21 protein-coding genes are annotated in these 24826 nt (G+C 64.0%); 5 read left to right on the top strand and 16 right to left on the bottom strand.

All coding sequences use genetic code 11. The features are described from left to right. Positions 1-70 precede the first annotated feature (70 nt). Complete coding sequence (locus BHD08_RS01380) at positions 71-2623, top strand: TRAP transporter permease (RefSeq protein WP_125020552.1); 2553 nt, start codon at positions 71-73, stop codon at positions 2621-2623. A gap of 131 nt (positions 2624-2754) precedes the next feature. Here the strand turns inward: BHD08_RS01380 and BHD08_RS01375 are convergent, their stop codons facing one another. The 4 genes from BHD08_RS01375 to BHD08_RS01360 all read right to left on the bottom strand — a co-directional run bounded on the left by BHD08_RS01375 (position 2755) and on the right by BHD08_RS01360 (position 5502). Further along, positions 2755-3984 (bottom strand): nucleoside recognition domain-containing protein, encoded by a 1230-nt coding sequence (locus tag BHD08_RS01375; protein WP_015275209.1) that lies wholly within the window; start codon positions 3982-3984, stop codon positions 2755-2757. 390 nt (positions 3985-4374) lie between these two features. Then, positions 4375-4545, bottom strand: a complete 171-nt coding sequence (locus tag BHD08_RS01370; RefSeq protein ID WP_003282841.1) for a DUF1328 domain-containing protein — start codon at positions 4543-4545, stop codon at positions 4375-4377. Between the two features lie 110 nt (positions 4546-4655). Beyond that, positions 4656-4892 carry a hypothetical protein gene (locus BHD08_RS01365; protein WP_015275208.1) on the bottom strand — a complete coding sequence of 79 codons (237 nt, stop codon included), beginning with the start codon at positions 4890-4892 and terminating at the stop codon, positions 4656-4658. 178 nt (positions 4893-5070) lie between these two features. After that, positions 5071-5502: a PA2169 family four-helix-bundle protein gene (locus tag BHD08_RS01360; RefSeq protein WP_015275207.1), complete on the bottom strand. Its 432-nt coding sequence runs from the start codon at positions 5500-5502 to the stop codon at positions 5071-5073. Positions 5503-5809: 307 nt separating this feature from the next. Between BHD08_RS01360 and algB the strand changes: the two genes are divergently transcribed. The 3 genes from algB to BHD08_RS01345 are packed head-to-tail and all read left to right on the top strand — an operon-like array spanning position 5810 to position 9366. Beyond that, positions 5810-7156 carry a sigma-54-dependent response regulator transcription factor AlgB gene (gene algB, locus BHD08_RS01355; protein WP_125020551.1) on the top strand — a complete coding sequence of 449 codons (1347 nt, stop codon included), beginning with the start codon at positions 5810-5812 and terminating at the stop codon, positions 7154-7156. After that, positions 7153-8940: a KinB sensor domain-containing domain gene (locus tag BHD08_RS01350; RefSeq protein ID WP_015275205.1), complete on the top strand. Its 1788-nt coding sequence runs from the start codon at positions 7153-7155 to the stop codon at positions 8938-8940. Before algB ends, BHD08_RS01350 begins: the two co-directional genes overlap by 4 nt. A 21-nt stretch (positions 8941-8961) precedes the next feature. After that, positions 8962-9366: a DUF1330 domain-containing protein gene (locus BHD08_RS01345; protein WP_015275204.1), complete on the top strand. Its 405-nt coding sequence runs from the start codon at positions 8962-8964 to the stop codon at positions 9364-9366. A 2-nt stretch (positions 9367-9368) separates the two neighbouring features. Here the strand turns inward: BHD08_RS01345 and BHD08_RS01340 are convergent, their stop codons facing one another. The 5 genes from BHD08_RS01340 to BHD08_RS01320 all read right to left on the bottom strand — a co-directional run bounded on the left by BHD08_RS01340 (position 9369) and on the right by BHD08_RS01320 (position 14473). Continuing rightward, positions 9369-10157, bottom strand: coding sequence for an N-acetylmuramoyl-L-alanine amidase (locus BHD08_RS01340; protein ID WP_125020550.1), 789 nt, complete (start codon positions 10155-10157; stop codon positions 9369-9371). Positions 10158-10269: 112 nt separating this feature from the next. Next, positions 10270-12156 (bottom strand): diguanylate cyclase, encoded by a 1887-nt coding sequence (locus BHD08_RS01335; RefSeq protein ID WP_125020549.1) that lies wholly within the window; start codon positions 12154-12156, stop codon positions 10270-10272. Further along, positions 12153-13022, bottom strand: coding sequence for an endonuclease/exonuclease/phosphatase family protein (locus BHD08_RS01330; RefSeq protein ID WP_015275201.1), 870 nt, complete (start codon positions 13020-13022; stop codon positions 12153-12155). The genes BHD08_RS01335 and BHD08_RS01330 overlap by 4 nt, the downstream gene beginning before the upstream one ends. Positions 13023-13028: 6 nt before the next feature. Continuing rightward, positions 13029-13658, bottom strand: coding sequence for a thiol:disulfide interchange protein DsbA/DsbL (locus BHD08_RS01325; protein WP_015275200.1), 630 nt, complete (start codon positions 13656-13658; stop codon positions 13029-13031). Between the two features lie 182 nt (positions 13659-13840). Further along, positions 13841-14473 (bottom strand): cytochrome c, encoded by a 633-nt coding sequence (locus tag BHD08_RS01320; RefSeq protein WP_038655996.1) that lies wholly within the window; start codon positions 14471-14473, stop codon positions 13841-13843. A 265-nt stretch (positions 14474-14738) separates the two neighbouring features. Here BHD08_RS01320 and yihA point away from each other — a divergent pair, with 265 nt between their 5' ends. Beyond that, a complete protein-coding gene (yihA, locus tag BHD08_RS01315) occupies positions 14739-15392 on the top strand; it encodes a ribosome biogenesis GTP-binding protein YihA/YsxC (protein WP_125020548.1) in 654 nt (217 codons plus the stop codon). 197 nt (positions 15393-15589) lie between these two features. Here yihA and gcvP read toward each other — a convergent pair whose 3' ends face one another. The 7 genes from gcvP to BHD08_RS01280 form a co-directional block, all read right to left on the bottom strand. Continuing rightward, complete coding sequence (gene gcvP, locus BHD08_RS01310; protein WP_125020547.1) at positions 15590-18466, bottom strand: aminomethyl-transferring glycine dehydrogenase; 2877 nt, start codon at positions 18464-18466, stop codon at positions 15590-15592. Positions 18467-18525: 59 nt separating this feature from the next. Then, a complete protein-coding gene (gene gcvH / locus BHD08_RS01305; protein ID WP_125020546.1) occupies positions 18526-18915 on the bottom strand; it encodes a glycine cleavage system protein GcvH in 390 nt (129 codons plus the stop codon). A 52-nt stretch (positions 18916-18967) separates the two neighbouring features. Continuing rightward, positions 18968-20050: a glycine cleavage system aminomethyltransferase GcvT gene (gene gcvT, locus BHD08_RS01300; RefSeq protein ID WP_125020545.1), complete on the bottom strand. Its 1083-nt coding sequence runs from the start codon at positions 20048-20050 to the stop codon at positions 18968-18970. 212 nt (positions 20051-20262) lie between these two features. Next, positions 20263-21879, bottom strand: coding sequence for an iron ABC transporter permease (locus BHD08_RS01295; RefSeq protein WP_125020544.1), 1617 nt, complete (start codon positions 21877-21879; stop codon positions 20263-20265). Between the two features lie 120 nt (positions 21880-21999). After that, entirely contained in the window at positions 22000-23001 is a 1002-nt protein-coding gene (locus tag BHD08_RS01290; RefSeq protein ID WP_125020543.1) for an extracellular solute-binding protein, read from the bottom strand. 110 nt (positions 23002-23111) lie between these two features. Beyond that, on the bottom strand, positions 23112-24332 hold the full coding sequence (locus BHD08_RS01285; RefSeq protein WP_125020542.1) for a 2-octaprenyl-3-methyl-6-methoxy-1,4-benzoquinol hydroxylase: 1221 nt from the start codon (positions 24330-24332) through the stop codon (positions 23112-23114). Further along, positions 24332-24820: a DUF4442 domain-containing protein gene (locus BHD08_RS01280; protein ID WP_125020541.1), complete on the bottom strand. Its 489-nt coding sequence runs from the start codon at positions 24818-24820 to the stop codon at positions 24332-24334. The genes BHD08_RS01285 and BHD08_RS01280 overlap by 1 nt, the downstream gene beginning before the upstream one ends. Positions 24821-24826: the final 6 nt, after the last annotated feature.

The raw sequence follows: 24826 nt of genomic DNA, 5'->3' as shown, positions 1-24826 counted from the left end.
GCTGAGAACCCGTGCGCCGGTTGGCCACGGGTTTTCGCGGTTCCGTTACCTGAAAAACAGGCCTCATTTCATGCAAGACAAACAACTGTCCACCGAGGAACTGATCGCCCAGGATGTCGGCGCGCGCTCACCTGCGGGGCCGATGGCCGCAGTCATCGCCGGGCTTGCGCTGCTCTGGTCGCTGTTCCAATTGTGGATCGCCTCGCCACTGCCGTTCGTCCTCGGCTTCGGCGTGCTCAACGACACCGAAACCCGCTCGATTCACCTGGCGTTCGCCCTGTTGCTGGCCTTTCTCGCCTACCCCGCATTCAAACGTTCGCCGCGTGATCGCGTACCGCTGGTCGACATCGCCCTTGGCCTGGTCGCCGCAGCCAGTGCGGCCTACCTGTTCATCGCCTATTCGCAGCTGGCGCAGCGCCCCGGCAACCTGACCACCATGGATCTGGTGACCGCCTGCATCGGTATTCCCCTGCTGCTGGAAGCCACGCGCCGTGCCCTCGGCCCACCCTTGGCGATCATCGCCCTAGTATTTCTCGTCTACAGCGTCGCCGGCCCGTGGATGCCTGGCCTGCTGGCCCATCGCGGCGTCAGCTTCACCGCCCTGGCCAACCACCAGTGGATCACCACCGAAGGCGTCTTCGGCATCGCGCTGGGCGTGTCCACCAGCTTCGTCTTTCTCTTCGTGCTGTTCGGCGCCCTGCTCGAACGCGCCGGAGCCGGGCATTACTTCATCCAGCTGGCTTTCAGCATGCTCGGACATTTCCGTGGCGGTCCGGCCAAGGCCGCTGTGGTGGCCTCCGGCATGACCGGCCTGATCTCCGGTTCGTCGATCGCCAACGTGGTAACCACCGGCACCTTCACCATCCCGATGATGAAGCGCACCGGCTTCTCGGCAGAAAAGGCCGGCGCAGTGGAAGTGGCCTCCTCGGTCAACGGCCAGATCATGCCGCCGGTGATGGGTGCCGCGGCGTTTCTGATGGTCGAGTATGTCGGCATTCCCTATGTGGAAGTGATCAAGCATGCCTTCCTGCCGGCACTGATCTCCTACATCGCGCTGATCTACATCGTCCATCTGGAGTCGATGAAACTCGGCTTGCAGGCTCTACCACGAGCCAACGTCGCCAAACCCTGGATGCAGCGTCTGATCGGCTTCGTCTTCGGCGCCGCGCTGATTTCCGGCTTGTCCCTGGGCGTCTATTACGGCCTCGGCTGGCTCAAACCGCTGCTCGGCGACTCGGCGCTGTGGGTAATCGGCGCGCTGCTGGCAGTGGTCTATCTCGGCCTGCTGAAGATCGCCGCGAGCAACCCGCCGCTGCCTCATGAAGACCCGAACATGCCGCTGGAAAAGCTGCCGGAAACCCGTCCGGTACTGCTCTCCGGCCTGCATTTTCTGCTGCCGGTGGTGGTGCTGGTCTGGTGCCTGATGATCGAGCGTCTGTCGCCCGGCCTCTCGGCCTTCTGGGGCTCGGTGATGCTGGTGATCATCCTGCTGACCCAGCGCCCGCTGCTGTCGTGGATGCGTCATGACCGCAGCCACCCGGACGGCACCTTCCTCGACGGCGTGATCGACCTGCGCGAGGGCCTGATCGCCGGTGCACGCAACATGATCGGCATCGGTATCGCCACCGCAGCGGCCGGCATCATCGTCGGTGCCGTGTCGCAGACCGGCGTCGGCCTGGTGCTGGCCGATCTGGTCGAACTGCTGTCGATGGGCAACCTGCTGCTGATGCTGCTGCTCACCGCGTTCCTCAGCCTGATCCTCGGCATGGGCCTGCCAACCACCGCCAACTACATCGTGGTGTCCAGCCTGCTGGCGCCGGTGATCGTGGCGCTGGGGCAGCAGAACGGCCTGATCGTGCCGCTGATCGCGGTGCATCTGTTCGTCTTCTACTTCGGCATCATGGCTGACGTGACACCACCAGTGGGCCTGGCCTCGTTCGCAGCGGCGGCGGTGTCCAAGGGCGATCCGATCCGAACCGGGGTGACGGCTTTCTACTACAGCCTGCGCACCGCGGCGCTGCCGTTCCTGTTCATCTTCAACACCGACCTGCTGCTGATCGGCGTGGACTTCTGGCACGGCGTGCTGATCTTCATCGTGGCGACCATCGCCATGCTGGTGTTCGCCGCTGGCACCCAAGGCTACTTCCTGGTGCGCAGCCGCTGGTACGAAAGCGTGCTGCTGTTGCTGGTCGCCTTCACGTTGTTCCGCCCGGGATTCTGGATGGACATGATCCACGACCCTTACCAGGAGATTCCGCCGGCGCAGCTGGTCGAGGCCCTGGGCAACGTCGACGAGGACAGTCAGCTGCGCCTGCGCGTGCTGGGCGAAGACGCCGTGGGTGACCCGCGCGAATTCGTCCTGTTGCTGGCGATCCCGGACGGCGCCTCGGGCGAGGAGAAGCTGGAGAAGATCGGCCTGCTGACTTACGAAGAGGACGGCAAACTGCTGGTCGACAGCGTCACCTTCGGCAGCCCGGCGGCCGACGCCGGTCTGGAGTTCGATCAGCAGATCCTCTCGGTGCGCGCACCGACCGATCGCTGGCCGAAGGAGCTCATGTGGGCACCGGGCTTCCTGCTGTTCGCGCTGATCGTCTGGATGCAGCGGCGTCGCAGGCAACGCTGATCCCGTCGGCGCCAGGCACCTGAAAACCCCGGCCATGCACAAGCGTGGCCGGGGTTTTTCTTTGTCCGGAAAATGCTATCGCTGACTAGCGCCGCCGCGCGCTGGACGGCGCAGTCCTGGCGTCCGGTCGCTTAGCCGAAGAACCAGTAGCACACGCTGATCGCCGCGATGATCCCGGCCAGATCCGCCACCAGCGCGCAACCCACCGCATGACGCGCCCGCTGGATGCCCACCGCACCGAAATACACCGCCAGCACATAGAAGGTGGTTTCGGTACTGCCCTGTACCGTCGCGGCCACCAGCGCCGGGAAGCTATCCACACCCTGGCTTTGCATCGTTTCGATCAGCATCGCCCGTGCCGCACTGCCCGAGAACGGCTTGACCAGCGCCGTGGGCAAGGCATCGACGAAGCGCGTATCCCAACCCAGCGCCTCGACCAGCCAACGGATGCCTTCAAGACCAAGATCCAACGCGCCGGATGCCCGCAGCGCGCCGATGGCGCAGAGCATGGCAATCAGATAGGGCAAAAGACTTTTGGCGACGTCGAAGCCCTCCTTCGCCCCCTCGACGAACGCCTCGTATACCTGCACCTTGCGCAGCGCGCCGACGACCAGGAAGGCGATGATCAGGCCGAACAGGGTCAGGTTGCCGAGCAACGACGACAGCGAGGCCAGGGCGGTCGCCGACAGCCCGGCGAGCAGCGCCATGAAGCCACCGAGCAGCAACGCGCCAGGGATGAAGTAGGCCAGCACCACCGGGTCCCACAATCGCAACCGCTGCATCAGCGCAACGGCCAGCAGGCCCGCCAGCGATGAGGCACTGGTGGCCAGCAGAATCGGCAGAAACACCAGGGTCGGATCGTCCGCGCCCTGCTGCACGCGATACATGAAGATCGATACGGGCAACAGGGTCAACGAGGAGGTATTGAGCACCAGAAACAGGATCTGCGCATTGCTGGCCACGCTTGGCAGTGGGTTGAGTTCCTGCAATGCGCGCATCGCCTTGAGACCAATCGGCGTGGCGGCATTGTCCAGCCCCAGGCCGTTGGCAGCGAAATTGAGTGTGATCAGTCCCAGCGCCGGATGGCCTGCGGGCACTTCAGGCATCAGACGACGGAACAATGGCCCGAGCAGGCGCGCCAGCAGCTCGATCAGCCCGGCCTTTTCGGCGATACGCAGAAAGCCCAGCCACAGGGTCAACGTGCCGAACAGCACGATCATCACTTCCACGGCCAGTTTCGCCATGGCGAACAGGCTTTCTACCAATGCCGCAAACACAGCAGGATCGCCACCGATCAGCCAGCGCCCCAGGGCGGCAACCGCGGCAACCAGAAAAAAGCCCAGCCAGAGGCCGTTGAGCATGTCGTTCTCCCGTCAAAGCTGGACGCGATGATAGCGGTGCCAGACGGCAGGGGTCACCCGCAGAACGGGTAGCAATCGCAGAAGGGAGTTGGAGGTGTGACGATAGGAATGCGTCGAGGTTATTGCTGCACGCCAGGGGTGAAACCACCCCTGGCCGCAGCCACACAGAACCCGGTCCGATGAAGGGGGTACTCCCTGTACCCCTAGGTCACTCCGCAAGCAGAACAACCCGACCCCCTGGTTCCCCCCGCTGAGGGGTGAGCGCGCAAAGCCTCACGCTCTGCGCCGCTCTGGATCATCTTCGATTGCCGAACATGACCCGGCGAATATGGCTTCCTATGCCGTTGCCTCTCCAGAATGCAGCCGCCCTTGCGGGCGGCCATCGATGCATCAAACGCGCGGTCCGCGACCGCGGCCGAAGATCAGCGATGCCACGAACAGCACCAGGAAGACTACGAACAGGATCTTGGCGATACCCGTTGCGGTGCCTGCGATACCACCGAAGCCCAGTACCGCAGCGATGATGGCGATGATCAGGAATGTAATAGCCCAACTCAGCATGGTGTGACTCCTCTTGGTTCAGGAACGGTTCTCAGCGGATCAGATCAGCCCGATCAGCATCGATTTCTTTACGCATCCCTGCTGGCTCGCTTGCACGTCCCCTTCGTTGCTCAAAACACCCAGCGCTGCTCGGCAGGCGCCTGGCGATAGTCGATGGTTTGCGGCTGTTGGCCGGTCCGCGTGAGCTCAATAGGTTGAGCGTCATACATGCCGATTCGTTCCGCAGAATTCTGTTGCGCCTGGCTGAGCGGTTGTGACATTGGGCGCTCGGCCCCCATGATCAGCATGACTACCGCAGCCGAGAGGAAACCCTTGCTGGCTAATGAAAAGCGGCCTTGGCGATTCATCCTCAACTCCTTCTAAGCGTGGCGACATTGTTTCGTTGCTAGGGTTATTGCAGGGGCCGTGCCAAGCCGAACGGCGCTATAAAATTCTTATAAATCAATTACTTAAGTATTTAACAAGCGCCGCCCGCAACTCAATTTGCATGAGAGCCCCCAGCGGCCCGGGCGTTTTGCACGACCATTAATGGCGAGCGTCCTTCAACTGGCGCATCCGCTCATGGCACGCTCGCAACTTGGGCAGCTCGATGGCCAGCAAGGCGCGGACATCCGGCTCGGCAGCGCCAATGGCGTCCTCGAAGGCGCGCAGGATGTGCGCTTCGGTCTGCTCCAACTGGTCGACGTAGGCGGTATCGTGATCGCCGATGCGCGAGCGCGCGTCGGCGTAGAGTTCGCGCATGCGGCCGGTCAAGGTTCCACCTTGCGACGGCTGCTCGTGATGAGCAGCGACTTTCACGCTCAGCGCCTGGATGATCTGTGTCTTGGCCTGGGCCAGGTCACGAAACAGGTGCTGCAGCTGCACGTCCTTTGCTTCCTCGGCGGCGTGCTGGTAGAAACGCTGCCCGTCGCGGGTCAGTTCGATGAGCTCGTTAAGCTGATTCATGGACTGGTTCATGGGACCTCCTGCTTGAATTTGCGGCTGCGCCTGCGGCCCAAGGCGGGAAACGACGCGCTTTTCCTAGGGTCGCAAGGCCCATGCCAGCGGGGCCTGCAAGGCAAACGGAGGCAAATCAGCTACTTGCAGTGAGGCATCGATAGCGGCGGAATGCAGCATGCAGGAAAGCCGTGTCTGCACCGTGCAACTTGCAAGGCTTTTCAGAGACTAAAGCACTCGCCAGCAACGCAACGGCGCGTTCCAGCGCTCGAAACGCCATAATCGAAATTTTCAGCGACCGAATTCGCCTTTTTTGATGGGAGCATCCATGGACCAAACGACGGACAACGGCGGACGCATCCTTCTGGTGGATGACGAAGCGGCGATCCTGCGTACCTTCCGCTACTGCCTGGAGGACCGTGGCTATACGGTGATGACCGCAGCCAGCGCAGCCCAGGCCGAGGCCATCCTGCAGCGCCAGGTGTTCGATCTGTGCTTTCTGGATCTGCGCCTGGGCGAAGACAACGGCCTGGATGTACTGCAGCAGATGCGCATGCTGGCGCCCTGGATGCGCGTGGTGATCGTCACCGCCCACTCGGCGGTGGACACCGCCGTCGATGCGATGCAGGCCGGCGCGGCCGATTACCTGCTCAAGCCCTGCAGTCCTGAACAGCTTCGCCTGTCCGCCGCCAAGCAGCTGGAAGTGCGCCAGATGGCTGCCCGCCTGGAAGCGCTGGAAGGCGAGATCAAACAGCGCAGCGACGCTCTGGGCTCGCACAGTCCGGCGATGATGGCCGTGCTGGAAACCGCACGCCAGGTCGCCGACACCGACGCCAACATCCTGATCCTCGGCGAATCGGGCACCGGCAAAGGCGAACTGGCACGCGCGATCCACACCTGGAGCCGACGTTCGAAGAAGGCCTTCGTCACCATCAACTGCCCGTCACTATCAGCCGACCTGATGGAAAGCGAGCTGTTCGGACACAATCGCGGTGCCTTCACCGGAGCCACCGAAAGCACCTTGGGGCGGGTCAACCAGGCCGACGGCGGCACGCTGTTTCTCGACGAGATCGGCGACTTCCCGCTGGCCCTGCAACCCAAGCTGCTGCGCTTCATTCAGGACAAGGAATACGAACGGGTCGGCGATCCGGTCACGCGCCGCGCAGACGTGCGCATTCTCGCAGCGACCAACCTGAACCTCGAAGAGATGGTGCGCGAAGGCAAGTTCCGCGAGGATCTGCTCTATCGCCTCAACGTCATCACCCTCAATCTGCCGCCGATGCGCGAACGGCCGGAGGATGTGCTTGCCCTGGCCGAACGTTTCCTCGCTTCGTTCGTGAAAAACTACGGCCGCCCGGCACGTGGCTTCAGCGATGCCGCGATTGCGGCGCTGAAGACCTATCGCTGGCCGGGCAACGTCCGCGAGCTGCGTAACGTCGTGGAGCGCGCGAGCATCATCTGCCCGCAGCAGATGATCGAGGTCAGCCACCTGGGCCTCGGTGAGCAGGTTGGCAGCAATGCGCCACGCATCGGCGAACCGCTGAGCCTGGAGGCACTGGAAAAAGCGCATATCGCCGGCGTGCTGAGCACCAGCGACACGCTCGAGCAGGCTGCCCGCATCCTTGGTATCGACGCCTCAACCCTCTACCGAAAACGCAAGCAGTACGGCCTATGAAACTCCAGATGAAGCTGCGGACCCGATTATTCCTCGGGTTCTCGGCCTTGATGACGGTCGCCCTGCTCGGCCTGCTGCTGGCACTGGTCAGCGTGATGCAGATGGCCAAGAGCCAGGAACAGCTGATCCGCAACAACTTCAGCATCATCGAGATCAATCAGCAGCTGCGTCAGGCGCTGGGCAACCACCTCATCGTCATGCTGGCCGAGGATCACAACCTCGATGCGTTGGACGCAGTGCGTCAGACCTTTCAGCAAACCCTCGAGCGCGGCATCGCCGAAGCCAGTGACGACACCGACCGTCAGGCCTTCCAGGCAGTTGCCAGCGCCTACGCCAGATTCATCGAAGAGCTCGATGCAGCGCGACACCAGAGCTGGACGCTGCTGGAGGACAATTCGCTGAGCCAGGCCTTCAATCAGGTACGCAGCCTGATGAGCGACATGCAGCGCGCGGCCTACGACAAGATTCGCGACACCGAGCTGCGTAGCCGCGATCGCGCTTCGCTGCTGGCAGGACTGCTGGGCCTGACCGCGATTGCCGTGCTGCTGATTGGCTTCATCACCGCACACAGTTTTGCGCGGCGCTTCGGCGAGCCGATCGAACGGCTGTCCGCAGCGGCCGACCAGATCGGGCGCGGCGATTTCAACATCTCCCTGCCGACACCGCCGATCGCCGAGCTGTCGTCCCTGAGCCGGCGCTTCGGTCTGATGGCGCAGGCCCTGCACGAGTTCAAGCAAACCAATGTCGAAGCACTGGTCAACGGCCAGCAGCGTCTGCAGGCCCTGCTCGACAGCATCGACGACGGCCTGTTGATCATCGACCGTGACGGACGCCTGGAGCACGCCAACCCGGTGGCGCAGCGCCAGCTCGCCTGGGAAAACGAACACCTGGGTTCCACGCTGGGCGAAGCGCTGGGCCATCCGGAACTGGACAACGCCGCGCGCCAGGTGCTGGACGACAAGTCGCTGTCCGATCCACCCGAGGATCTGATCATCGAAGCCGACGGCGAACGCCGCCTGCTGGCCTGGCGCATCAGCCCGGTCAGCCATCACGACGGCAGCATCAGCGGTGCGGTCATGGTTCTGCACGATGTCACCGATCAGCGCACCTTCGAGCGCGTGCGCAACGAATTCGTGCTGCGCGCCTCCCACGAACTGCGCACGCCGGTCACCGGCATGCAGATGGCCTTCAGTCTGCTGCGCGAACGCCTGCGCTACCCGGCCGGCAGCCGCGAGTCGGACCTGTTCGATACCGTGCACGAGGAGATGCAGCGCCTGGTGCGGCTGATCAACGACCTGCTGAACTTCTCGCGCTACCAGAGCGGCCAGCAGAAGCTCGAGCTGGAGCAGTGCGACATCCCCGAGCTGCTCGAGGCTGCCCGTCAACGCTTCGAGGTGGCGGCCAACGAGCAGGACGTGCAGCTCAAGCTGGAGCTGCAACAACCGTTGCCAACGCTGATGCTGGACCGCCAGCAGATCGAACGGGTTATGGACAACCTGCTCAGCAATGCCCTGCGCCATACGCCGAAGGGCGGCGAGGTGCGACTGCTGGCCCGCCACCATGGCGAACGGATGATCCTCAGTGTCGAGGACAACGGCGAGGGCATTCCCTACAGCCAGCAGGCGAGAATCTTCGAGCCATTCGTGCAGATCGGCCGACGCCGTGGCGGCGCCGGACTGGGGCTTGCCTTATGCAAGGAGATCGCTCAGCTGCATGGTGGTCGCATCGGCGTGCATTCGCGGATCGGCCACGGCACCATCTTCTACGTCGCGCTGCCGATCTGAGCGCACCTTCGAGGAAAGCCCATGCCGAGCCTGAACCCCAGCCCCGAGCAGCTCGCCGATTACGCGGCGTCGATGCCATCCGGGGTTCCGATCCTGATGCTCAACCTGTTGCGCTATAACGACCAGGCAACCTATCCGGCGGGCAGCCCGCACAGCCCCTGCAGCGGCCGCGAAGCCTATGCGCGCTACAGCCGGGTGGCGCTGGCCAAGGTGCAGGCCAGCGGCGGCGCGGTCGAGGTTCGCGCCAAGGCCCATGCGGCGCTGATCGCCCCGCCTGACGAGCAATGGGATGACCTGCTGCTGGTCAGCTATCCATCCAAGGAAGCCTTTCTGGCGATGATCGGTGACCGCGACTATCAGGCCGCTGCCGAGCATCGCAGCGCGGCGCTGGCAGACTCCCGGCTGATCGGCACCACCGCCTACTGAGCTCAGCGCTTCGCCTGGTTGGCGAGCACCTGCAACATCGCAGCGGTTTCGGCATCAGGCTCGCCGTCGAAACGCGCCGGCCGATACTTCATCTGAAAGGCCGCGATGACGTTGCGCGTTTCGGCATCCAGATGCCCGTGCCGTGGGACCCGGTAGCCCTGAGCAACCAAGGCATCCTGATACCAGACGACCGGCGGCAGGCCCTCGGATGCATAACGCATCTGTTCCACGGCTACCGCGCCAGCCTCGGGCCAGGGCACCAGACCTTCGTCGGCGAGACGCTTCCACGGAAACAGCGGCCCCGGATCGACCTTGCGCTGCGGGGCAATGTCGCTGTGGCCGATGATGGCCCCCGGCTTGAGTTCATGACGCGCCATGATGTCCTTGAGCAGAACCACCAGCGCGTCGATCTGTGCGTCGGAGTAGGGATGCCAGAGCCGGCGTCCGTCGGCGCTTTCGACGTAGCCGCGATTGACCAGTTCGATGCCGATCGAGGTGGCGTTGAGCCAGGTGCGGCCATTCCATTCGCTTTCACCGGCATGCCAGGCACGCCGGTTCTCGTCCACCAGCCGGTAAATGGTCGCCGGTGATTCGCCAATCAGGTAGTGACTGCTGACGTCGCGACCGCTGAGCAGCTCCAGCGAACGCGGCAGATCGGCTGAGGTGTAGTGCAGCACGATGAACTGGCTGCGGCTGTCATGGCCGATCGAACTATGACTGGTGTCGATACGCGGGCCACTGGCGCAGCCGGCCAGCAGCAAGAGCATCAGGATGGCGGTGATGGCTTTCATCGGGACGACCTCTGTGTCGACGGCGAAATGACGCAGATGCGCAGCAGCTCGGGCCAGTGCGAAGAAGGGTCGTGATTATACCGGGCGATCCGCCAGTGGCCATGCCGGCCGGTCAGGCCAGCTCGACGCGATTGCGACCCGCGTTCTTGGCGCGGTAAAGCGCGCCGTCAGCCCGCTCGAATGCACGCTCGGTGGTATCGTCCTCGCCGAATGCGGTTAGGCCAGCGGACAGGGTGATGACGATGCGCTCGCCCTTGAAGTGAAACGGACAATTGCTGATCGAATCGCGCAGCGCATCCATCAGCTGCTGCCCCGCCTCGTAAGGGGTGTTGGGGAGCAGCACGACGAATTCCTCTCCACCGAAGCGGGCGATGAAGTCGGTCTTGCGCAGGCGCTTGCGCAATTCACTGCCGATGATCTTCAGCACTCGGTCACCCGCCAGGTGGCCGTAGCCGTCATTGACCCGCTTGAAGTGATCGACGTCCAGCACGGCCAGCAGCAGGTCGCCGCCGTAGCGCTGCCAGCGGGCAAACTCGAGATCCAGACGCTCGTTCCAGGCCGCACGGTTGGGTAGCCCGGTCAGCGGGTCCTGCAGCGCCTTCTGCCGCTGCTCTTCCAGATGGCCGCGCAGGCCGCGCGCGGCCTGTTCGAGACTGCCGACCCGACTGACCAGTTGCTGCAGACGCTCGCCGAGCTTCTGCTCCTGCTGGCTACGCTGCTGGCGATAGGTATCCACCGTATCCAGCAGCCCGTCCAGGCGCGCCTCCACCACCTTCTTCAGACTGGTCAGATCAGTGGCCTGACGCATGCTGTGCTGCAGACCACCCACCTGCTCGCGCAGCTCCTCGTCCAGCGCCTGCGCCGCATCGCGCCCTTCGCTGTGGCCCTGGTGCGCGGCGAGCAGATTCTCCTGCATTGCCGAGAGACGCTCGTTCAAGGTCTGCAGATAGCTTTCGAAATCCCGCTGGCCCTGATCACTGAAGGCAATCATCAGCATCGCCAGGTCGTCCAGCACCGGCACCAGCTCGTACCAGTTCAATCCGTGCTGGATACGCGCACGCAGCGTCTGCAGCTGCGGCTGGTGTTGTTCGGGCAGATGCAGATTGTCGAGCAGATTGCTGAGCGTCGCCTCCACGCGATCAGCCACAACGCTGAAGGCCGGCTCGGGGGAGTCCGGCAGAGCGTAGGCGGACTCCGGCGGCAGCGGCTCGGCCACCGGCGGCAGCTCGGCATCGGCCCCAGCTTCGACCGCGTCCGCGTCGGGCTCGGCCGCTGATGAAACGGGCTCGACTGCCTGCTGCTCGTCGTTCGCCGGCTCGGCCAAGATTGGCGCCACGACCGCCACGACCGCTTCGGTCGCGGCGGACGCAACGGCCGTCTCGCCACCGACAACCGCCTCGGCCGCGAGCGTCACCTCTGCGGGAGCTGACAGCCCAGCCGGAATCGCCGTCTCGAGCGGGATCGCCGCCAACTGGCTGTCCCGGCCACCGAACAGGCGCTTCAGAAATCCACCCTGCTGCGGCGCGGCATCCTCCTGCAGCGTCAGCACCTGGCCTTGCAAAACACTCAACTCACCAAGCAGCCCCGGCAGCTCGCGGAGCTGAGCGGCGCGCTGGTCCAGCTGTTTGGCAAAGCGCTTGATAGGCTTGCGCAGTTCCGGCGGAGGCGAGAGTGCCAGCAGCTGGGCGACCAGGCGATGCAGTGCCTCGGTCAACCGCACCGCGCGCTCCTGCCGATACCGCTCGGAATCGAGTACGGCCTTTTCCAGACGCGGCACCAACTGGCTGAGGCCATCGTCCAGATCGCCCTCGCGCAGCACCTCACGCATCGCATGCAGACAGCGCTCGACCGCGGGGTCGGCACCTTCCACCGCCAGACTGCTGCGCACCAGACTGCGCCGTAGCAGATCCACGCGCTGTTCCCAGCGGGCTTCCAGCTGGTCCTGGCGCTCGACGAGCTGAAGATACTTTTCCTTCCAGCGTTCGGCTTCGTCGCTCATTTCGTGTCTTTCACCTGAACCGGCAAGGAATCGGCCTGCAGCGAATCAGGCAGTCTGATCTCGACGGCCACCGGCAGGTGATCGGAAATCGGCAATGCCAGCACATCGACGCGCTCGAGCGTCAGGCTGGGGCTGAGCAGGATGTGGTCCAGACAGCGCTGCGGTCGCCAGCTCGGAAAGGTCGCTTCGATCTGCGGCGCCAGAAGGCCGAGATCACGCAGCGGCGAATTTTCCAGCAGATCGTTGGCGTGGGTATTCATGTCACCCATCAGGACCTGATGGCGGTAGCCGCCGATCAGCTCGCGAATGTAGGCCAGCTGGCGCGTCCGCGCCCCGCCACCCAGCGCCAGGTGCATCATCACCACCACCAGCGCGTCCGGCCCCTCGCCGAAGCGCAGCAGGATCGCCCCACGCCCCGACGGCCCGGGCAACGGATGATCTTCCAGACCCTGAGGTTCGAGACGACTGAGCACACCATTGCTGTGCTGGGCGAACCGCCCGAGATTGCGGTTGAGCTGCTGATACCAATAGGGAAACGCACCCAAATGAGCCAGGTGCTCGACCTGATTGACGTAGCCGGAACGCAGGCTGCCGCCGTCGGCCTCCTGCAGCGCCACCAGATCGTAGTTGCCAAGCACCTCACCGATGCGCTGCAGATTGCCCGCCCGCCCCGGATGGGGCAGCAGATGCTGCCAGCTGCGCGTCAGGTAATGGTGGTAGCGCTCGGTACTGATGCCGACCTGGATGTTGAAGCTGAGCAGCCGCAACCGCCCGTCCGACGGCAGACCGCTACTGGCCAGGCAGTGCGCGTTGACGCGCGCCTTGCCGGGTCCGGCATGGCGCGGCGCGCTCCAACGACGCAGCATTTCGGCTTACCGCGCCGCGCGTTCTTTTTCGATGAGGAAGTCGGCCACCTGCAAGGTGCGCTCCGGGCCGCCGGACGAGCCGAGATCGAAACGATACTTGCCGTTGACGATCATCACCGGCACACCGGTGATCTGATACGCCATGCCGAGTTTTTTGGCCTGCTCTACGCGACCACGCACACCGAACGAGTTGTAGGCTTTCAGAAAGGCCTGCTTGTCGATGCCGTGACCGGCAAGGAAATCAGCCATTTCGTCAGGCGTGGCGAGCTTCTTGCGCTCCTGATGGTAGGCAGCGAAGACCGCATCGTGGACCTTCGGCTCCACGCCCATCGATTCCAGCGCGATAAACAATTGTCCGTGTACGTTCCAGATCCCGCCAAACATCGCCGGGATGCGCTTGAACTGCACGTCCTCGGGCAGCTGCTCGACCCAGGGCTTGATCACCGGCTCGAACTGGTAGCAGTGCGGGCAGCCGTACCAGAACAGCTCGACCACCTCGATCTTGCTCGGGTCGGCGACCGGCACCGGACTGCTCAGCTCGACATATTCCTTGCCGGCCTGAAACTCCGCTGCCTGGGCTGCAGCACCGAACAGGCTGGCAGCGGCAAAAATGGCAGTGAGTAGGAAATTGCGCATGAAGTACTCCTGTTTACGACGGACCGATGGCGCAACAGGCTGCAGCAAAACGCCGGGACTCGCCAGCGTTTTTCATCTGCCCATGCCGCACCGTGACGAAGGTGGCGTAGCCAGCCCCTAAACGCAGAAGGGCGTCCGGACTATTGGCCCGGACGCCCTTCTCGATCAGCCTACTGTCGCGATCAGTGCAGGCCCTGGATGTAGCTGGACAGCGCTTCGATGTCCTTGTTGCTCAGCTTGGCGGCAACGCCACGCATGATCATGCTGTCGCCGTCGTTGGTGCGGTTGCCTTCACGGAAATCGGTCAGCTGCTTGGCAGTGTAAGCCGCATGCTGGCCACCCAGTTTGGGGAAACCGGCCAGGTCGTTGCCGACACCGTTGGGCGCGTGGCAACCGGTGCAGGCCGGCATGCCCTGATCCAGCTTGCCGCCGCGGAACAGTTTCTCGCCCTGCTTGGCCAGAGCCGGATCGGCATAGCCGACGCTGCCCTTCTGGCTGGAGAAGTAGGCGGCGATGTCTTGCAGATCCTGATCGCTCAGCGGGTCGAGCATGCCGGTCATTTCCAGCACCTTGCGGCCGACGCCTTCCGGAGCACCCGGGGTGCTGCCGGCCTTGATGTCCTGCAGTTGCTTGAGCAGATAGCGCTCGCCCTGGCCGGCGAGTTTCGGGAAGTTCGGCGCCGGGCTGTTGCCGTCCGCACCGTGGCAGGCGCCACACATTGCAACTTTGCCCTGACCAGCTTCGGCGTCTCCAGCCGCGTGGGCCATACCGGTGATGCCAAGGGTCAACAGCAGACTCACGAGTACTTTGTTCATCAGCTAATCCAACTACGGCTAAGGGTTTGAAAGGGAATTCATCGGGTCGCGCATGGCAATCGAGCCGGGCGACGCTCGTTATAGTGGCACGCTTGGCATTCGCATCAGGGCGGCGCTACCGCCGCACAGGCATCCGGATCCGTCCGAACCCTACGCGCAGCACGATATCAGGCCAAAGCGCACATAAAAACTGCGGCATTATATACTCCCGTTTCTGAAACGGAAACGAACCATTGCCGCACCCGTGGCACTCACCGGAACGACCATGCTACCGAAAAACCCGATTCTCGGCCTTTGCCAACAGGCCACCTTCATGATCAGCGCCGCCAAGGTCGATCAGTGCCCGGCCGACGAGGGTCTGGAAGTAGCCTTCGCCGGCCGTTCCAACGCGGGCAAGTCGAGCGCGCTGAACACCCTGACCCATGCCAATCTGGCGCGCACCTCGAAAACCCCCGGGCGCACCCAGCTGCTCAACTTCTTTCGTCTCGATGAGGAGCGCCGACTGGTCGACTTGCCCGGTTACGGCTACGCCAAGGTGCCGATTCCGCTCAAGCAGCACTGGCAGCGCCATCTGGAAGCCTACCTGGGCAGTCGTGAAAGCCTGGCCGGCGTGTTCCTGATGATGGACATTCGCCACCCGCTGACCGAATTCGACCGCATGATGCTGGACTGGGCGAGCGCCAGTCAGATGCCACTGCACATCCTGCTGACCAAGTCCGACAAGCTGGCCTTTGGCGCCGCGAAGAATGCATTGCTGGCGATCCAGCGCGACATTCAAAAAGGCTGGGGCGCTGACGTCAGCGTTCAGCTGTTCTCCGCGCCCAAGCGGCAGGGCGTTGAAGAAGCGCAGCTGGTACTGGCGAGCTGGCTGGGTTTGCTGGACGAAGAGTCCGAGGAAGAGCAAGCGCCTGAAGCCTGAGGTAGCGCAGCATCGCTGATCCACCACGCCATGCCTCCGGGCACGTGGCGGATGTGAAAGGCAGCATCCACCCCACGGTGCATCGGCGGGATCGCCGGCTACCTAGCGCAGCCAAATAGCGGATCACTTTCCATCGATCCGCCCCGCCGAGCCGGGGTGGATGCCGCCAACGACACCACCCAGGCCGTCATCCCCTCTCAGTCGCGATACGCATCCACCGGCACGCAGGCGCAGAACAGGTTGCGGTCACCGTAGACGTTGTCCACGCGGTTCACCGCCGGCCAGTACTTGTGCGCACGGGCGTGGGCACTCGGCGTCACCGCCTCGGCGATGCTGTAGGGGCGATCCCACTCGCCGATCACGTCAGCCAGGGTATGCGGCGCACGTACCAGCGGGTTGTTGTCCGCCGGCCATTCGCCGTCCTGCACCTTGGCGATCTCCGCGCGGATGCTCAGCATCGCCTCGACGAAGCGATCCAGCTCGGCCTTCGACTCGCTCTCGGTGGGCTCGATCATCAGCGTGCCGGGTACCGGGAAGGACATGGTCGGCGCGTGGAAGCCGTAGTCCATCAAGCGCTTGGCGACATCCTCCTCGCTGATGCCGCTGGCCGCCTTGAGCGGGCGCAGGTCGAGGATGCATTCGTGCGCAACGCGGCCGTTACGCCCGGCGTAGAGCACGGGAAACGCATCGCCAAGGCGATTGGCCAGGTAGTTGGCACCGAGAATGGCGACTTCCGTGGCGTCGCGCAGCTGCGGGCCCATCATGGCGATGTACATCCAGCTGATCGGCAGGATGCTAGCACTGCCCCAGGGCGCCGCGCTGATCGCGCCGTTGCCCGGTTGCGGGCCTTCCAGCTCGACCACCGGATGGTTGGCCACGAACGGTGCCAGGTGCGCCTTGACGCCGATCGGCCCCATGCCCGGGCCGCCACCGCCATGGGGGATGCAGAAGGTCTTGTGCAGGTTCATGTGCGACACGTCGGCGCCGATATCCGCCGGCCGCGCCAGCCCGACCTGGGCATTGAGGTTGGCACCGTCCATGTACACCTGACCGCCGTGGGCGTGGATCGCCGCGCAGATTTCGCGCACGTTCTCTTCATACACGCCGTGGGTCGACGGATAGGTGATCATCAAGCAGGACAGCCGGTCACCGGCTTCGGCGGCCTTGCGCTTGAGGTCTTCCAGATCGACGTTGCCGCCCTTGTCGCACTCGACGATGACCACACGCATGCTGACCATCTGCGCCGAGGCGGGGTTGGTGCCATGCGCCGAGGACGGGATCAGGCAGATGTCGCGCTGCCCTTCGCCGCGGCTCTCGTGATACTTGCGGATCGCGACCAGGCCGGCGTATTCGCCCTGGGCACCGGAGTTCGGCTGCATGCTGATCGCGTCGAAGCCGGTGATCGCGCAGAGCCAGGCTTCCAGTTCTTCGATCATCAGCTTGTAACCCTGGGCCTGACAGCGTGGGACGAACGGATGCAGGTTGGCAAACTCGGCCCAGGTGATCGGAATCATCTCGCTGGTGGCGTTGAGCTTCATGGTGCAGGAGCCGAGCGGGATCATCGCCTGGTTCAGCGCCAGGTCCTTGTTTTCCAGCTGCTTGAGGTAGCGCAGCATCTCGGTTTCGCTGTGGTGCGCGTTGAACACCGGGTGGCTCAGGTAGCCGCTCTCACGCTGCAGCCCTGCGGGAATGCCACCGGCCAGCTCGCCGGCATCCAGCGCGGCGACATCGAGGCCGTGATCGGCGCCGAGGAAAATCGCCAATAACTGTTCGACGGTGCGCTCGTCGCAGGTCTCGTCGAGGCTCACGCCCAGACGACCGCGGCCGAGGATGCGCAGGTTGATCTGCGCCGCTTCGGCACTGTCGATGATCGCGGTCTGCGCGCCACCGACTTCGAGAGTCAGCGTGTCGAAGAAATGTTGATTGACGCGGACGATGCCCTTCTGCTCCAGCCCGGCAGCGAGGATGGCGGTCAGCCGGTGCACGCGCTGGGCGATGCGCTTGAGGCCTTGCGGGCCGTGGTAGACGGCGTAGAAACCGGCGATATTGGCCAGCAGCACCTGCGCGGTACAGATGTTGGAATTGGCCTTCTCGCGGCGGATGTGCTGCTCGCGGGTCTGCAGCGCCATGCGCAGCGCGATGTTGCCACGGGCGTCCTTGGACACGCCGATGATGCGTCCCGGCATGCCGCGCTTGAACTCGTCTCGGCTAGCGAAATAGGCCGCGTGCGGGCCGCCGTAACCCATCGGCACACCGAAGCGCTGGGTCGAGCCGAGCACCACGTCGGCGCCCAGTTCGCCCGGCGGGGTCAGCAACAGCAGGCTGAGCAGGTCGGCCGCCACGCAGGCCAGCGCCTGCTGCGCATGCAGCTGCTCGATGACGGGCCGCAGATCGCGGATCTCGCCATGGGTATCCGGGTACTGCAGCAGTGCACCGAACACCTCCTGTCCGGCCAACTCGTCCAACGTGCCGACCATCAGTTCGAAGCCAAACGCTTCGGCACGGGTCTGCACCACGGAGAGCGTTTGCGGGTGGCAATTCTCGTCGATGAAGAAGCGATTGCTTTTGCTCTTGGCCATGCGTCGGGCCAGGGTCATGGCCTCGGCCGCTGCGGTCGCCTCATCGAGCAACGAGGCGTTGGCCAGGTCGAGACCGGTGAGGTCGATGATCATCTGCTGATAGTTGAGCAACGCTTCCAGCCGGCCCTGGGCGATCTCCGGCTGATAGGGCGTGTAGGCGGTGTACCAACCCGGATTCTCCAGCACGTTGCGCAGGATCACCGGCGGGGTGATGGTGCCGTGGTAGCCCATGCCGATCAGGCTGGTCCAGAGCTGATTCTGCTCCGCATAACCACGCAGCTTGGCCAGCGCGGCCTGCTCGTCCAGCGCCGCTGGCAGGCTCAGCTCGTCCTGCAGACGAATCGCCGGCGGCACGGTCTGCTCGATCAGCTGTTCGCGACTGGTCAGGCCCAGGGCGTCGAGCATGGCCTGCTGTTCGGCCTGATCAGGGCCGAGGTGACGGCGCAGGAAGGCATCGGGTTGCTGGAGTTGGGAAAGGCTCGGCATATACGGCATGGCTGCTACTCTCGGAAAAAACAAAAGCCCCGACAGAGCGGGGCTTTTGCGGATGATGCTTAGGCGTCGGCGTCGCAGGCGGCCTGGTAGGCGGCTGCGTCAAGGAGCTTGTCCAGCTCCGCCGGGTCGCTCGGCTGCAGGCGGAAGAACCAGCTGCCATAGGCGTCGCTGTTGACCAGCTCGGGCGAATCGGCCAGCGCCTCGTTGATCGCGACTACCTCACCGGACACCGGCGCGTAGATGTCGGACGCGGCTTTCACCGACTCGACCACACCGGCTTCCTGGCCGGCATTGAGCCGACGTCCGACCTCGGGCAGCTCGACGTAGACCACATCCCCCAGCGCTTCCTGGGCGTGATCGGAGATACCGACGGTGATGCTGCCGTCCGCTTCGAGACGGGCCCACTCGTGGCTGGCGGCGTAACGCAGATCGCTGGGGATATTGCTCATTGTTGGATCCTCAAGGCTGTTGACAGCAGTCGCGCAAAACAGTCGGTCGAATTTACACCAGTACCTTGCCGTGCCGCACGAATGTCGGTTGCACGACCCGCACCGGGTACCACTTGCCACGAATCTCCACTTCCGCACGCTCACCTGTACCAGCCGGCACGCGCGCCAGGGCGATGGATTTGCCAAGCGTAGGAGAAAAACTGCCGCTGGTGATTTCGCCGTCGCCAACGCCGTTCACCCGCACCACCTGATGGGCACGCAACACGCCGCGCTCTTCCAGCACCAGGCCGACCAGCTTGGGCAGGTCGCCCTGGGCGCGCTGCTGCTCCAGTGCGGCACGGCCGAGGAATTCCCGCTCGGTCGGCTCCCAGGCCACGGTCCAACCCATGTTGGCCGCCAGCGGCGAGACGTCTTCGGTCATGTCCTGGCCGTAAAGATTGAGGCCGGCCTCCAGACGCAGGGTGTCGCGGGCACCAAGGCCGATCGGCGGGATGCCGGCGCCGACCAGCTCGCTGAGAAAGTCAGGCGCCTGTTCGGCCGGCAGGATGATTTCCAGGCCGTCTTCACCGGTGTAGCCAGTACGACCGATGAACCAGTCGCCTTCGGCCAAGCCTTGGAATGGTTTGAGTTCCTGGATCAGCGTGGCGCGTGCCTGGCTGACCAGCTCGGCCGTGCGCGTACGGGCATGCGGCCCCTGGATCGCCAGCATGGCCAGCTCCGGGCGCTCCTTGACCTCGACGGCGAAGCCGGCCGCCTGCTGTTGCATCCAGGCCAGATCCTTTTCGCGGGTGCTGGCGTTGACCACCAGGCGGTAGCCCCATTCGCTCAGGTAGACGATCAGGTCATCGATCACGCCGCCGCGCTCGTTGAGCATCGCCGTGTAGAGCGCCCGGCCCGTGCCTTTCAGGCGCGTCACGTCGTTGGCCAGCAGGTGTTGCAGATAGGCTGTGGCCTGTTCGCCGGCCACATCGACCACGGTCATGTGCGAGACGTCGAACACTCCGCAATCACGTCGCACCTGGTGATGCTCTTCTACCTGGGAGCCGTAGTGCAGTGGCATGTCCCAGCCACCGAAGTCGACCATCTTGGCGCCAAGCGCAAGGTGCTGATCGTAGAGGGGAGTACGCTGACCCATGGGTTTCTCCTTCCGGGCAGGTCGCCGAATCGGCATTGGAAAAGTCAGTAAAGCCGGGCCCTGCAGGGACCGGCGACTTTCGAATGGCGCGCATTGTAGCCCCAAGGTGGCGGCAGGTCACGGCGGATCAGGCAGCAGGAGACTGGAGGTCGCGCAGTGGCCCGAAGCAGCCACTCCGCTGGCTACAGCGCCGGCGCCAATCGCTTGTGCAGCTAGCCGATTCGCCGTGCCGAGCGACGAATCAGCAGCACCACCGGAAGCAGTCCAACCAGCACCAGGGTCAACGCCGGCAGCGAGGCGCGAGCCCATTCCCCTTCGCTGGTCATCTCGAAAATACGTACGGCCAGGGTGTCCCAGCCGAACGGGCGCATCAGCAAGGTTGCCGGCATTTCCTTGAGCACGTCGACGAATACCAGCAATGCAGCGCTCAGCGTGCCGGGCAGCAGCAAGGGCAGATAGACCCGGAAGAACAACGCCGGGCCGCCGACACCCAGACTGCGCGACGCCTGCGGCAATGACGGGCGAATCCGCGCCAGCGCATTTTCCAGCGGGCCGAAGGCAACCGCCATGAAGCGAATCAGATAGGCCAGCAGCAGCGCCCCGAGACTGCCGAGCAGGATCGGCTTGCCCGCGCCGCCAAGCCAGCTGGATAGCGGCATTACCAGGTTCTGGTCGAGGTAACTGAACGCCAGCATGATCGATACCGCCAATACCGAACCCGGCAGGGCGTAGCCGAGGTTGGCCAGCCCCACCGCACTGCGGATCGAACGTACCGGCGCCTGCCGCCTGGCGAAGGCCAGCAGCAAGGCCACCGTTACCACGATCAATGCGGCGATGCCGCCGAGATAGAGCGTGTGCAGGATCAGCCCGGCGTAGCGCTCGTCGAGGTCGAAGCGGCCACGCTGCCACAGCCAGGCGAGCAACTGCAGCAGCGGAATGACGAAGGCACAGAGAAATACCAAGCCGCACCAGGCGCTGGCCGCAAACGCCTTCACCCCTGTCAGCCGGTAGAGCGCCGCTGAGCGAGCCCGCTCGTTGGCCGGGCGCGCCGCACCACGCGCGCGACGCTCGCCGTAGAGCACCAGCATCACTGCCAGCAGCAGCAAACTGGCCAGCTGGGTTGCGCTGGTCAGGCTGAAGAAGCCGTACCAGGTCTTGTAGATCGCCGTGGTGAAGGTATCGAAGTTGAACACCGACACGGCGCCGAAATCGGCCAGGGTTTCCATCATTGCCAGGGCCAGACCGGCGCCGACGGCGGGGCGCGCCATCGGCAATGCCACCCGCCAGAAGGCCTGCCAGGGTGACTGCCCGAGCACCCGTGCCGCCTCCATCAATCCTTTGCCCTGGGCGAGGAATGCCGAGCGCGCGAGCAGATAGACGTAAGGGTAGAACACCAACACCAGCACGGTGATGACACCACCGGTAGAACGCACCCGCGGAAAGCGGATACCGCTGCCGAACCATTCCCGCGCCAGGCTTTGCACCGGCCCGGCGAAGTCCAGCAGGCCGATGAAGACGAACGCCAAGACGTAGGCGGGAATGGCGAATGGCAACATCAGCGCCCAATCCAGCCAGCGGCGCCCGGGGAATTCGCACAGTGCGGTCAGCCAGGCGAGGCTGACGCCAAGTACCACCACACCGACTCCAACCCCAAGCAGCAGCGTCAGGGTATTGCCGAGCAGTCGTGGCATCTGGGTATCCCACAGGTGCGACCAGATCTCGGTATCGATACTGCTCCAGCTGAACAGCAGAATGCTCAGCGGCAACAGGACCAGCGCCGCGACGGCAAAAGTGATGGGATACCAGCGGCGCTCGACGGGATGGGACACTCAAGCCTCGACAGCAAAAAAGACAACGCCCCGGACCAGGCCGGGGCGCCGAGTATAACCGCAGCGGCAAACGTCGCGGCTGGTGTGCCGCACGTCACCGCTGCAAGCGCGACAGGCTGATCAGTTCCAGCCGGCGCGATCCATCAGCTTGATGGCTTCGGCCTGGCGCTTGCCAGCCACCTCCACTGGAATGGTATCGGCCTTGAACTCGCCCCATGCGGCCACTTCGGCCGAAGGCTTCACGCTCGGGTTGGCCGGGTATTCCATGTTGATATCGGCGAAGATGCTCTGCGCCTCTTCGCTGGTCATCCACTCCACCAGCTTGCGCGCGGCGTCCGGATTCGGCGCGTGCTTGGTCAGGCCGATGCCGGACAGGTTCACGTGCACGCCACGGTCGTTCTGGTTCGGCCAGAACAGCTTGGCCTTCAGCTGCGGGTTCTGCTCATGCAGGCGACCGAAGTAGTAGGTGTTGACGATACCGGCATCACACTGGCCGGCGTCGACGGCCTGGACCAGTGCCGTATCGTCAGCAAACACGTCGGTGGCGAGATTGCCGACCCAGCCCTTGATGATCTGCTCGGTCTTCTCGGCGCCATGAGTCTCGATCATGGTGGCGGTCAGCGACTGGTTGTAGACCTTCTTGCTGGAGCGCAGGCACAGACGGCCGTCCCAGTTCTTGTCGGCCAGCGCTTCATAAGTGCTCAGCTCACCATCCTTGACCCGCTCCGGCGAGTAGACGATGGTCCGCGCACGCAGCGACAGGCCAGTCCAGGCATCGCTGGAAGAGCGGTATTGCGCCGGAATGTTGTCCTTGACCACCTGGGAGTTCAGCGGCTGCAGGATGCCCATCTCTTCGGCCTGCCAGAGGTTGCCACCATCCACGGTCAGCAGCAGGTCGGCCGGGGTGTTGGCGCCTTCGGCCTTGATGCGGGCCATCAGCGGGGCTTCCTTGTCGGTGATGAACTTGATCGCGACGCCGGTTTTCTGGGTGTAAGCGTCGAACACCGGCTTGATCAGCTCGTCGATGCGCGAGGAGTAAACCACTACTTCGTTGGCAGCCTGGACAGCACCCGACAGCGCCGTCAGCGCCAGGGCGGCGAGTAAACCTTTGCTTGCCTGCATGGAACAGCCTCTTTGGTGAGTTGAAACAGAGGCTGAATAGTAGTGAATGTTATTTACCTTCTCAATGCGACAAATCGTGCAGGTAATGTTTTGTAAATATCAATTTGCTATTAGGGCCGCGCCAGCTCTGGTAAATCGCCACTCAGTCCGAGCGCCTGACGAACGAAAACTGCCTTTGCTTCCGGCAGCGCCTGCACCGCCTTCAAGCCGGTGTTGCGCAGCCAGCGCAGCGGCAGTGGATCGGCCTGGAACAGCCGTTCGAAGCCTTCCATGGCCGCCATCATCGCCAGGTTGTGGGGCATGCGGCGGCGCTCGAAGCGGCTAAGCACCTGCACATCGGCCACCCGCTCGCCGCGTGCTATGGCCGCCCTGATCACTTCTGCCAGCACGGCGGCATCCAGCAGACCAAGGTTAACGCCCTGCCCCGCCAGCGGATGAATGGTATGCGCGGCGTCGCCGATCAACGCCAGCCCCGGCTGCACGTAACGCTTGGCGTGGCGCTGGCGCAGCGGTATGCACAACCGCGGATCGGCTTCGAGCACCTCGCCCAGGCGTTCCTCGAAGGCGCGACCCAGCGCCGCACGGAAGGCCACATCATCCAGTGCCATCAAGCGCGTGGCTTCGGCCTCGGTAACCGACCAGACGATGGAGCACCAGTGCCGGTCGCCATCGCGCTCCAATGGCAGGAAGGCCAGCGGACCGTGATCGGTAAAGCGCTGCCAGGCGGTGCGCTGGTGCGGATCGCGGCAGCGCACGCTGGTCACGATGGCCTGGTGCAGATAGTCCCATTCACGGGTTTCGCAGCCTGCCAGGCGGCGTATCGCCGAATTGGCGCCGTCCGCTGCGATCACCAATGGCGTGCGCAGCTCGCGGCCGTCGACGAGCGTCAGCTGCCAGCCGTCAGTGGTACGTAGCAGTTGTTCGACGCGAGCGTTGCCAAGCAAACGCACCTGGCCATGGCTCTGCATGGTTTCCAACAGCGCATCCTGCACCACGCGGTTCTCGACGATATGCCCGAGGACCTCGGCATGCACCGTTTCGGCAGAAAAATGGATCTGGCCGGTGCCGGAACCATCCCAGACGTGCATGTCGGTGTAGGGACTGACGCGCCGTGCGGCCATGCCCGGCCAGGCGCCGACCCGCTGCAAGATGCGCTGGCTGGCGGCGGACAGTGCGCTGACCCGCGGCTCGAAGTCGCCGGACGGGTCGAAGGTGGCGACTTCGAGCGGGCTCGCATCGAGCACGACGATGTCCAGCCCGCAGCCTTCGAGGGCGAGCGCCAGCGTACTGCCGACCATGCCGGCGCCAACGATGACCAGATCCGCTTGCATCATTTCTCTCCTGGCTGCCGCGCCCGCGGCTTGAGTCGTATGTAGAGCGTCTTTTGCACCCGCGCCACCAACGTGCCTTCGCCATCGCGCACTTCGACATGCATTTTCGGCAGGTAGCGGCTGCCATCGGCAGTGTGCGCACGAATCTCGTCGAGCAGCTTGTCGCTGATGGCAAAGTCGGCGTACACCGCACCGCGTCCCGGAGTGACGAATTCGATGTTGGCCGCTTTGTCCCAGACGATGTAGTCGCGCCCCAGATTCTCCATGAGCATCAGCACGAAGAACGGATCGACCATCGAGTACAACGAGCCACCGAACTGCGTGCCGACATAGTTGCGGTTGTACCAGCGCAACACCATCTTTACCTGAACCAGGCGCAGATCTGCACTGATATGTCGCACCCGCACGCCCGCTCCCAGGTACGGCGGGTAGAAATTCAAAGCCCAGCGCAGGAACCGCGCCCTGCGCGCCAAACGGGAGCCGCTCATGCAGAG

Source organism: Pseudomonas sp. SCT (assembly GCF_003864275.1).
In the GTDB taxonomy this organism is placed as follows: Bacteria; Pseudomonadota; Gammaproteobacteria; order Pseudomonadales; family Pseudomonadaceae; genus Stutzerimonas; species Stutzerimonas stutzeri_AE.
Note: the sequence above shows the minus strand (reverse complement) of the source record. Positions and strands in the feature narration are given on the sequence as shown.

Bases quoted from the DNA above. Each gene is read 5' to 3' on its own strand.
- BHD08_RS01290 (WP_125020543.1), bottom strand. From the start codon at position 23,001: ATGCAGGCAAGCAAAGGTTTACTCGCCGCCCTGGCGCTGACGGCGCTG.
- BHD08_RS01360 (WP_015275207.1), bottom strand. From the start codon at position 5,502: ATGAACCAGTCCATGAATCAGCTTAACGAGCTCATCGAACTGACCCGC.
- BHD08_RS01280 (WP_125020541.1), bottom strand. From the start codon at position 24,820: ATGAGCGGCTCCCGTTTGGCGCGCAGGGCGCGGTTCCTGCGCTGGGCT.
- gcvP (WP_125020547.1), bottom strand. From the start codon at position 18,466: ATGCCGTATATGCCGAGCCTTTCCCAACTCCAGCAACCCGATGCCTTC.
- BHD08_RS01345 (WP_015275204.1), top strand. From the start codon at position 8,962: ATGCCGAGCCTGAACCCCAGCCCCGAGCAGCTCGCCGATTACGCGGCG.
- BHD08_RS01370 (WP_003282841.1), bottom strand. From the start codon at position 4,545: ATGCTGAGTTGGGCTATTACATTCCTGATCATCGCCATCATCGCTGCG.
- algB (WP_125020551.1), top strand. From the start codon at position 5,810: ATGGACCAAACGACGGACAACGGCGGACGCATCCTTCTGGTGGATGAC.
- BHD08_RS01325 (WP_015275200.1), bottom strand. From the start codon at position 13,658: ATGCGCAATTTCCTACTCACTGCCATTTTTGCCGCTGCCAGCCTGTTC.
- BHD08_RS01285 (WP_125020542.1), bottom strand. From the start codon at position 24,332: ATGCAAGCGGATCTGGTCATCGTTGGCGCCGGCATGGTCGGCAGTACG.
- BHD08_RS01330 (WP_015275201.1), bottom strand. From the start codon at position 13,022: ATGCTGCGTCGTTGGAGCGCGCCGCGCCATGCCGGACCCGGCAAGGCG.
- BHD08_RS01320 (WP_038655996.1), bottom strand. From the start codon at position 14,473: ATGAACAAAGTACTCGTGAGTCTGCTGTTGACCCTTGGCATCACCGGT.
- BHD08_RS01350 (WP_015275205.1), top strand. From the start codon at position 7,153: ATGAAACTCCAGATGAAGCTGCGGACCCGATTATTCCTCGGGTTCTCG.
- gcvT (WP_125020545.1), bottom strand. From the start codon at position 20,050: ATGGGTCAGCGTACTCCCCTCTACGATCAGCACCTTGCGCTTGGCGCC.
- gcvH (WP_125020546.1), bottom strand. From the start codon at position 18,915: ATGAGCAATATCCCCAGCGATCTGCGTTACGCCGCCAGCCACGAGTGG.
- BHD08_RS01365 (WP_015275208.1), bottom strand. From the start codon at position 4,892: ATGAATCGCCAAGGCCGCTTTTCATTAGCCAGCAAGGGTTTCCTCTCG.
- BHD08_RS01340 (WP_125020550.1), bottom strand. From the start codon at position 10,157: ATGAAAGCCATCACCGCCATCCTGATGCTCTTGCTGCTGGCCGGCTGC.
- BHD08_RS01380 (WP_125020552.1), top strand. From the start codon at position 71: ATGCAAGACAAACAACTGTCCACCGAGGAACTGATCGCCCAGGATGTC.
- yihA (WP_125020548.1), top strand. From the start codon at position 14,739: ATGCTACCGAAAAACCCGATTCTCGGCCTTTGCCAACAGGCCACCTTC.
- BHD08_RS01375 (WP_015275209.1), bottom strand. From the start codon at position 3,984: ATGCTCAACGGCCTCTGGCTGGGCTTTTTTCTGGTTGCCGCGGTTGCC.
- BHD08_RS01335 (WP_125020549.1), bottom strand. From the start codon at position 12,156: ATGAGCGACGAAGCCGAACGCTGGAAGGAAAAGTATCTTCAGCTCGTC.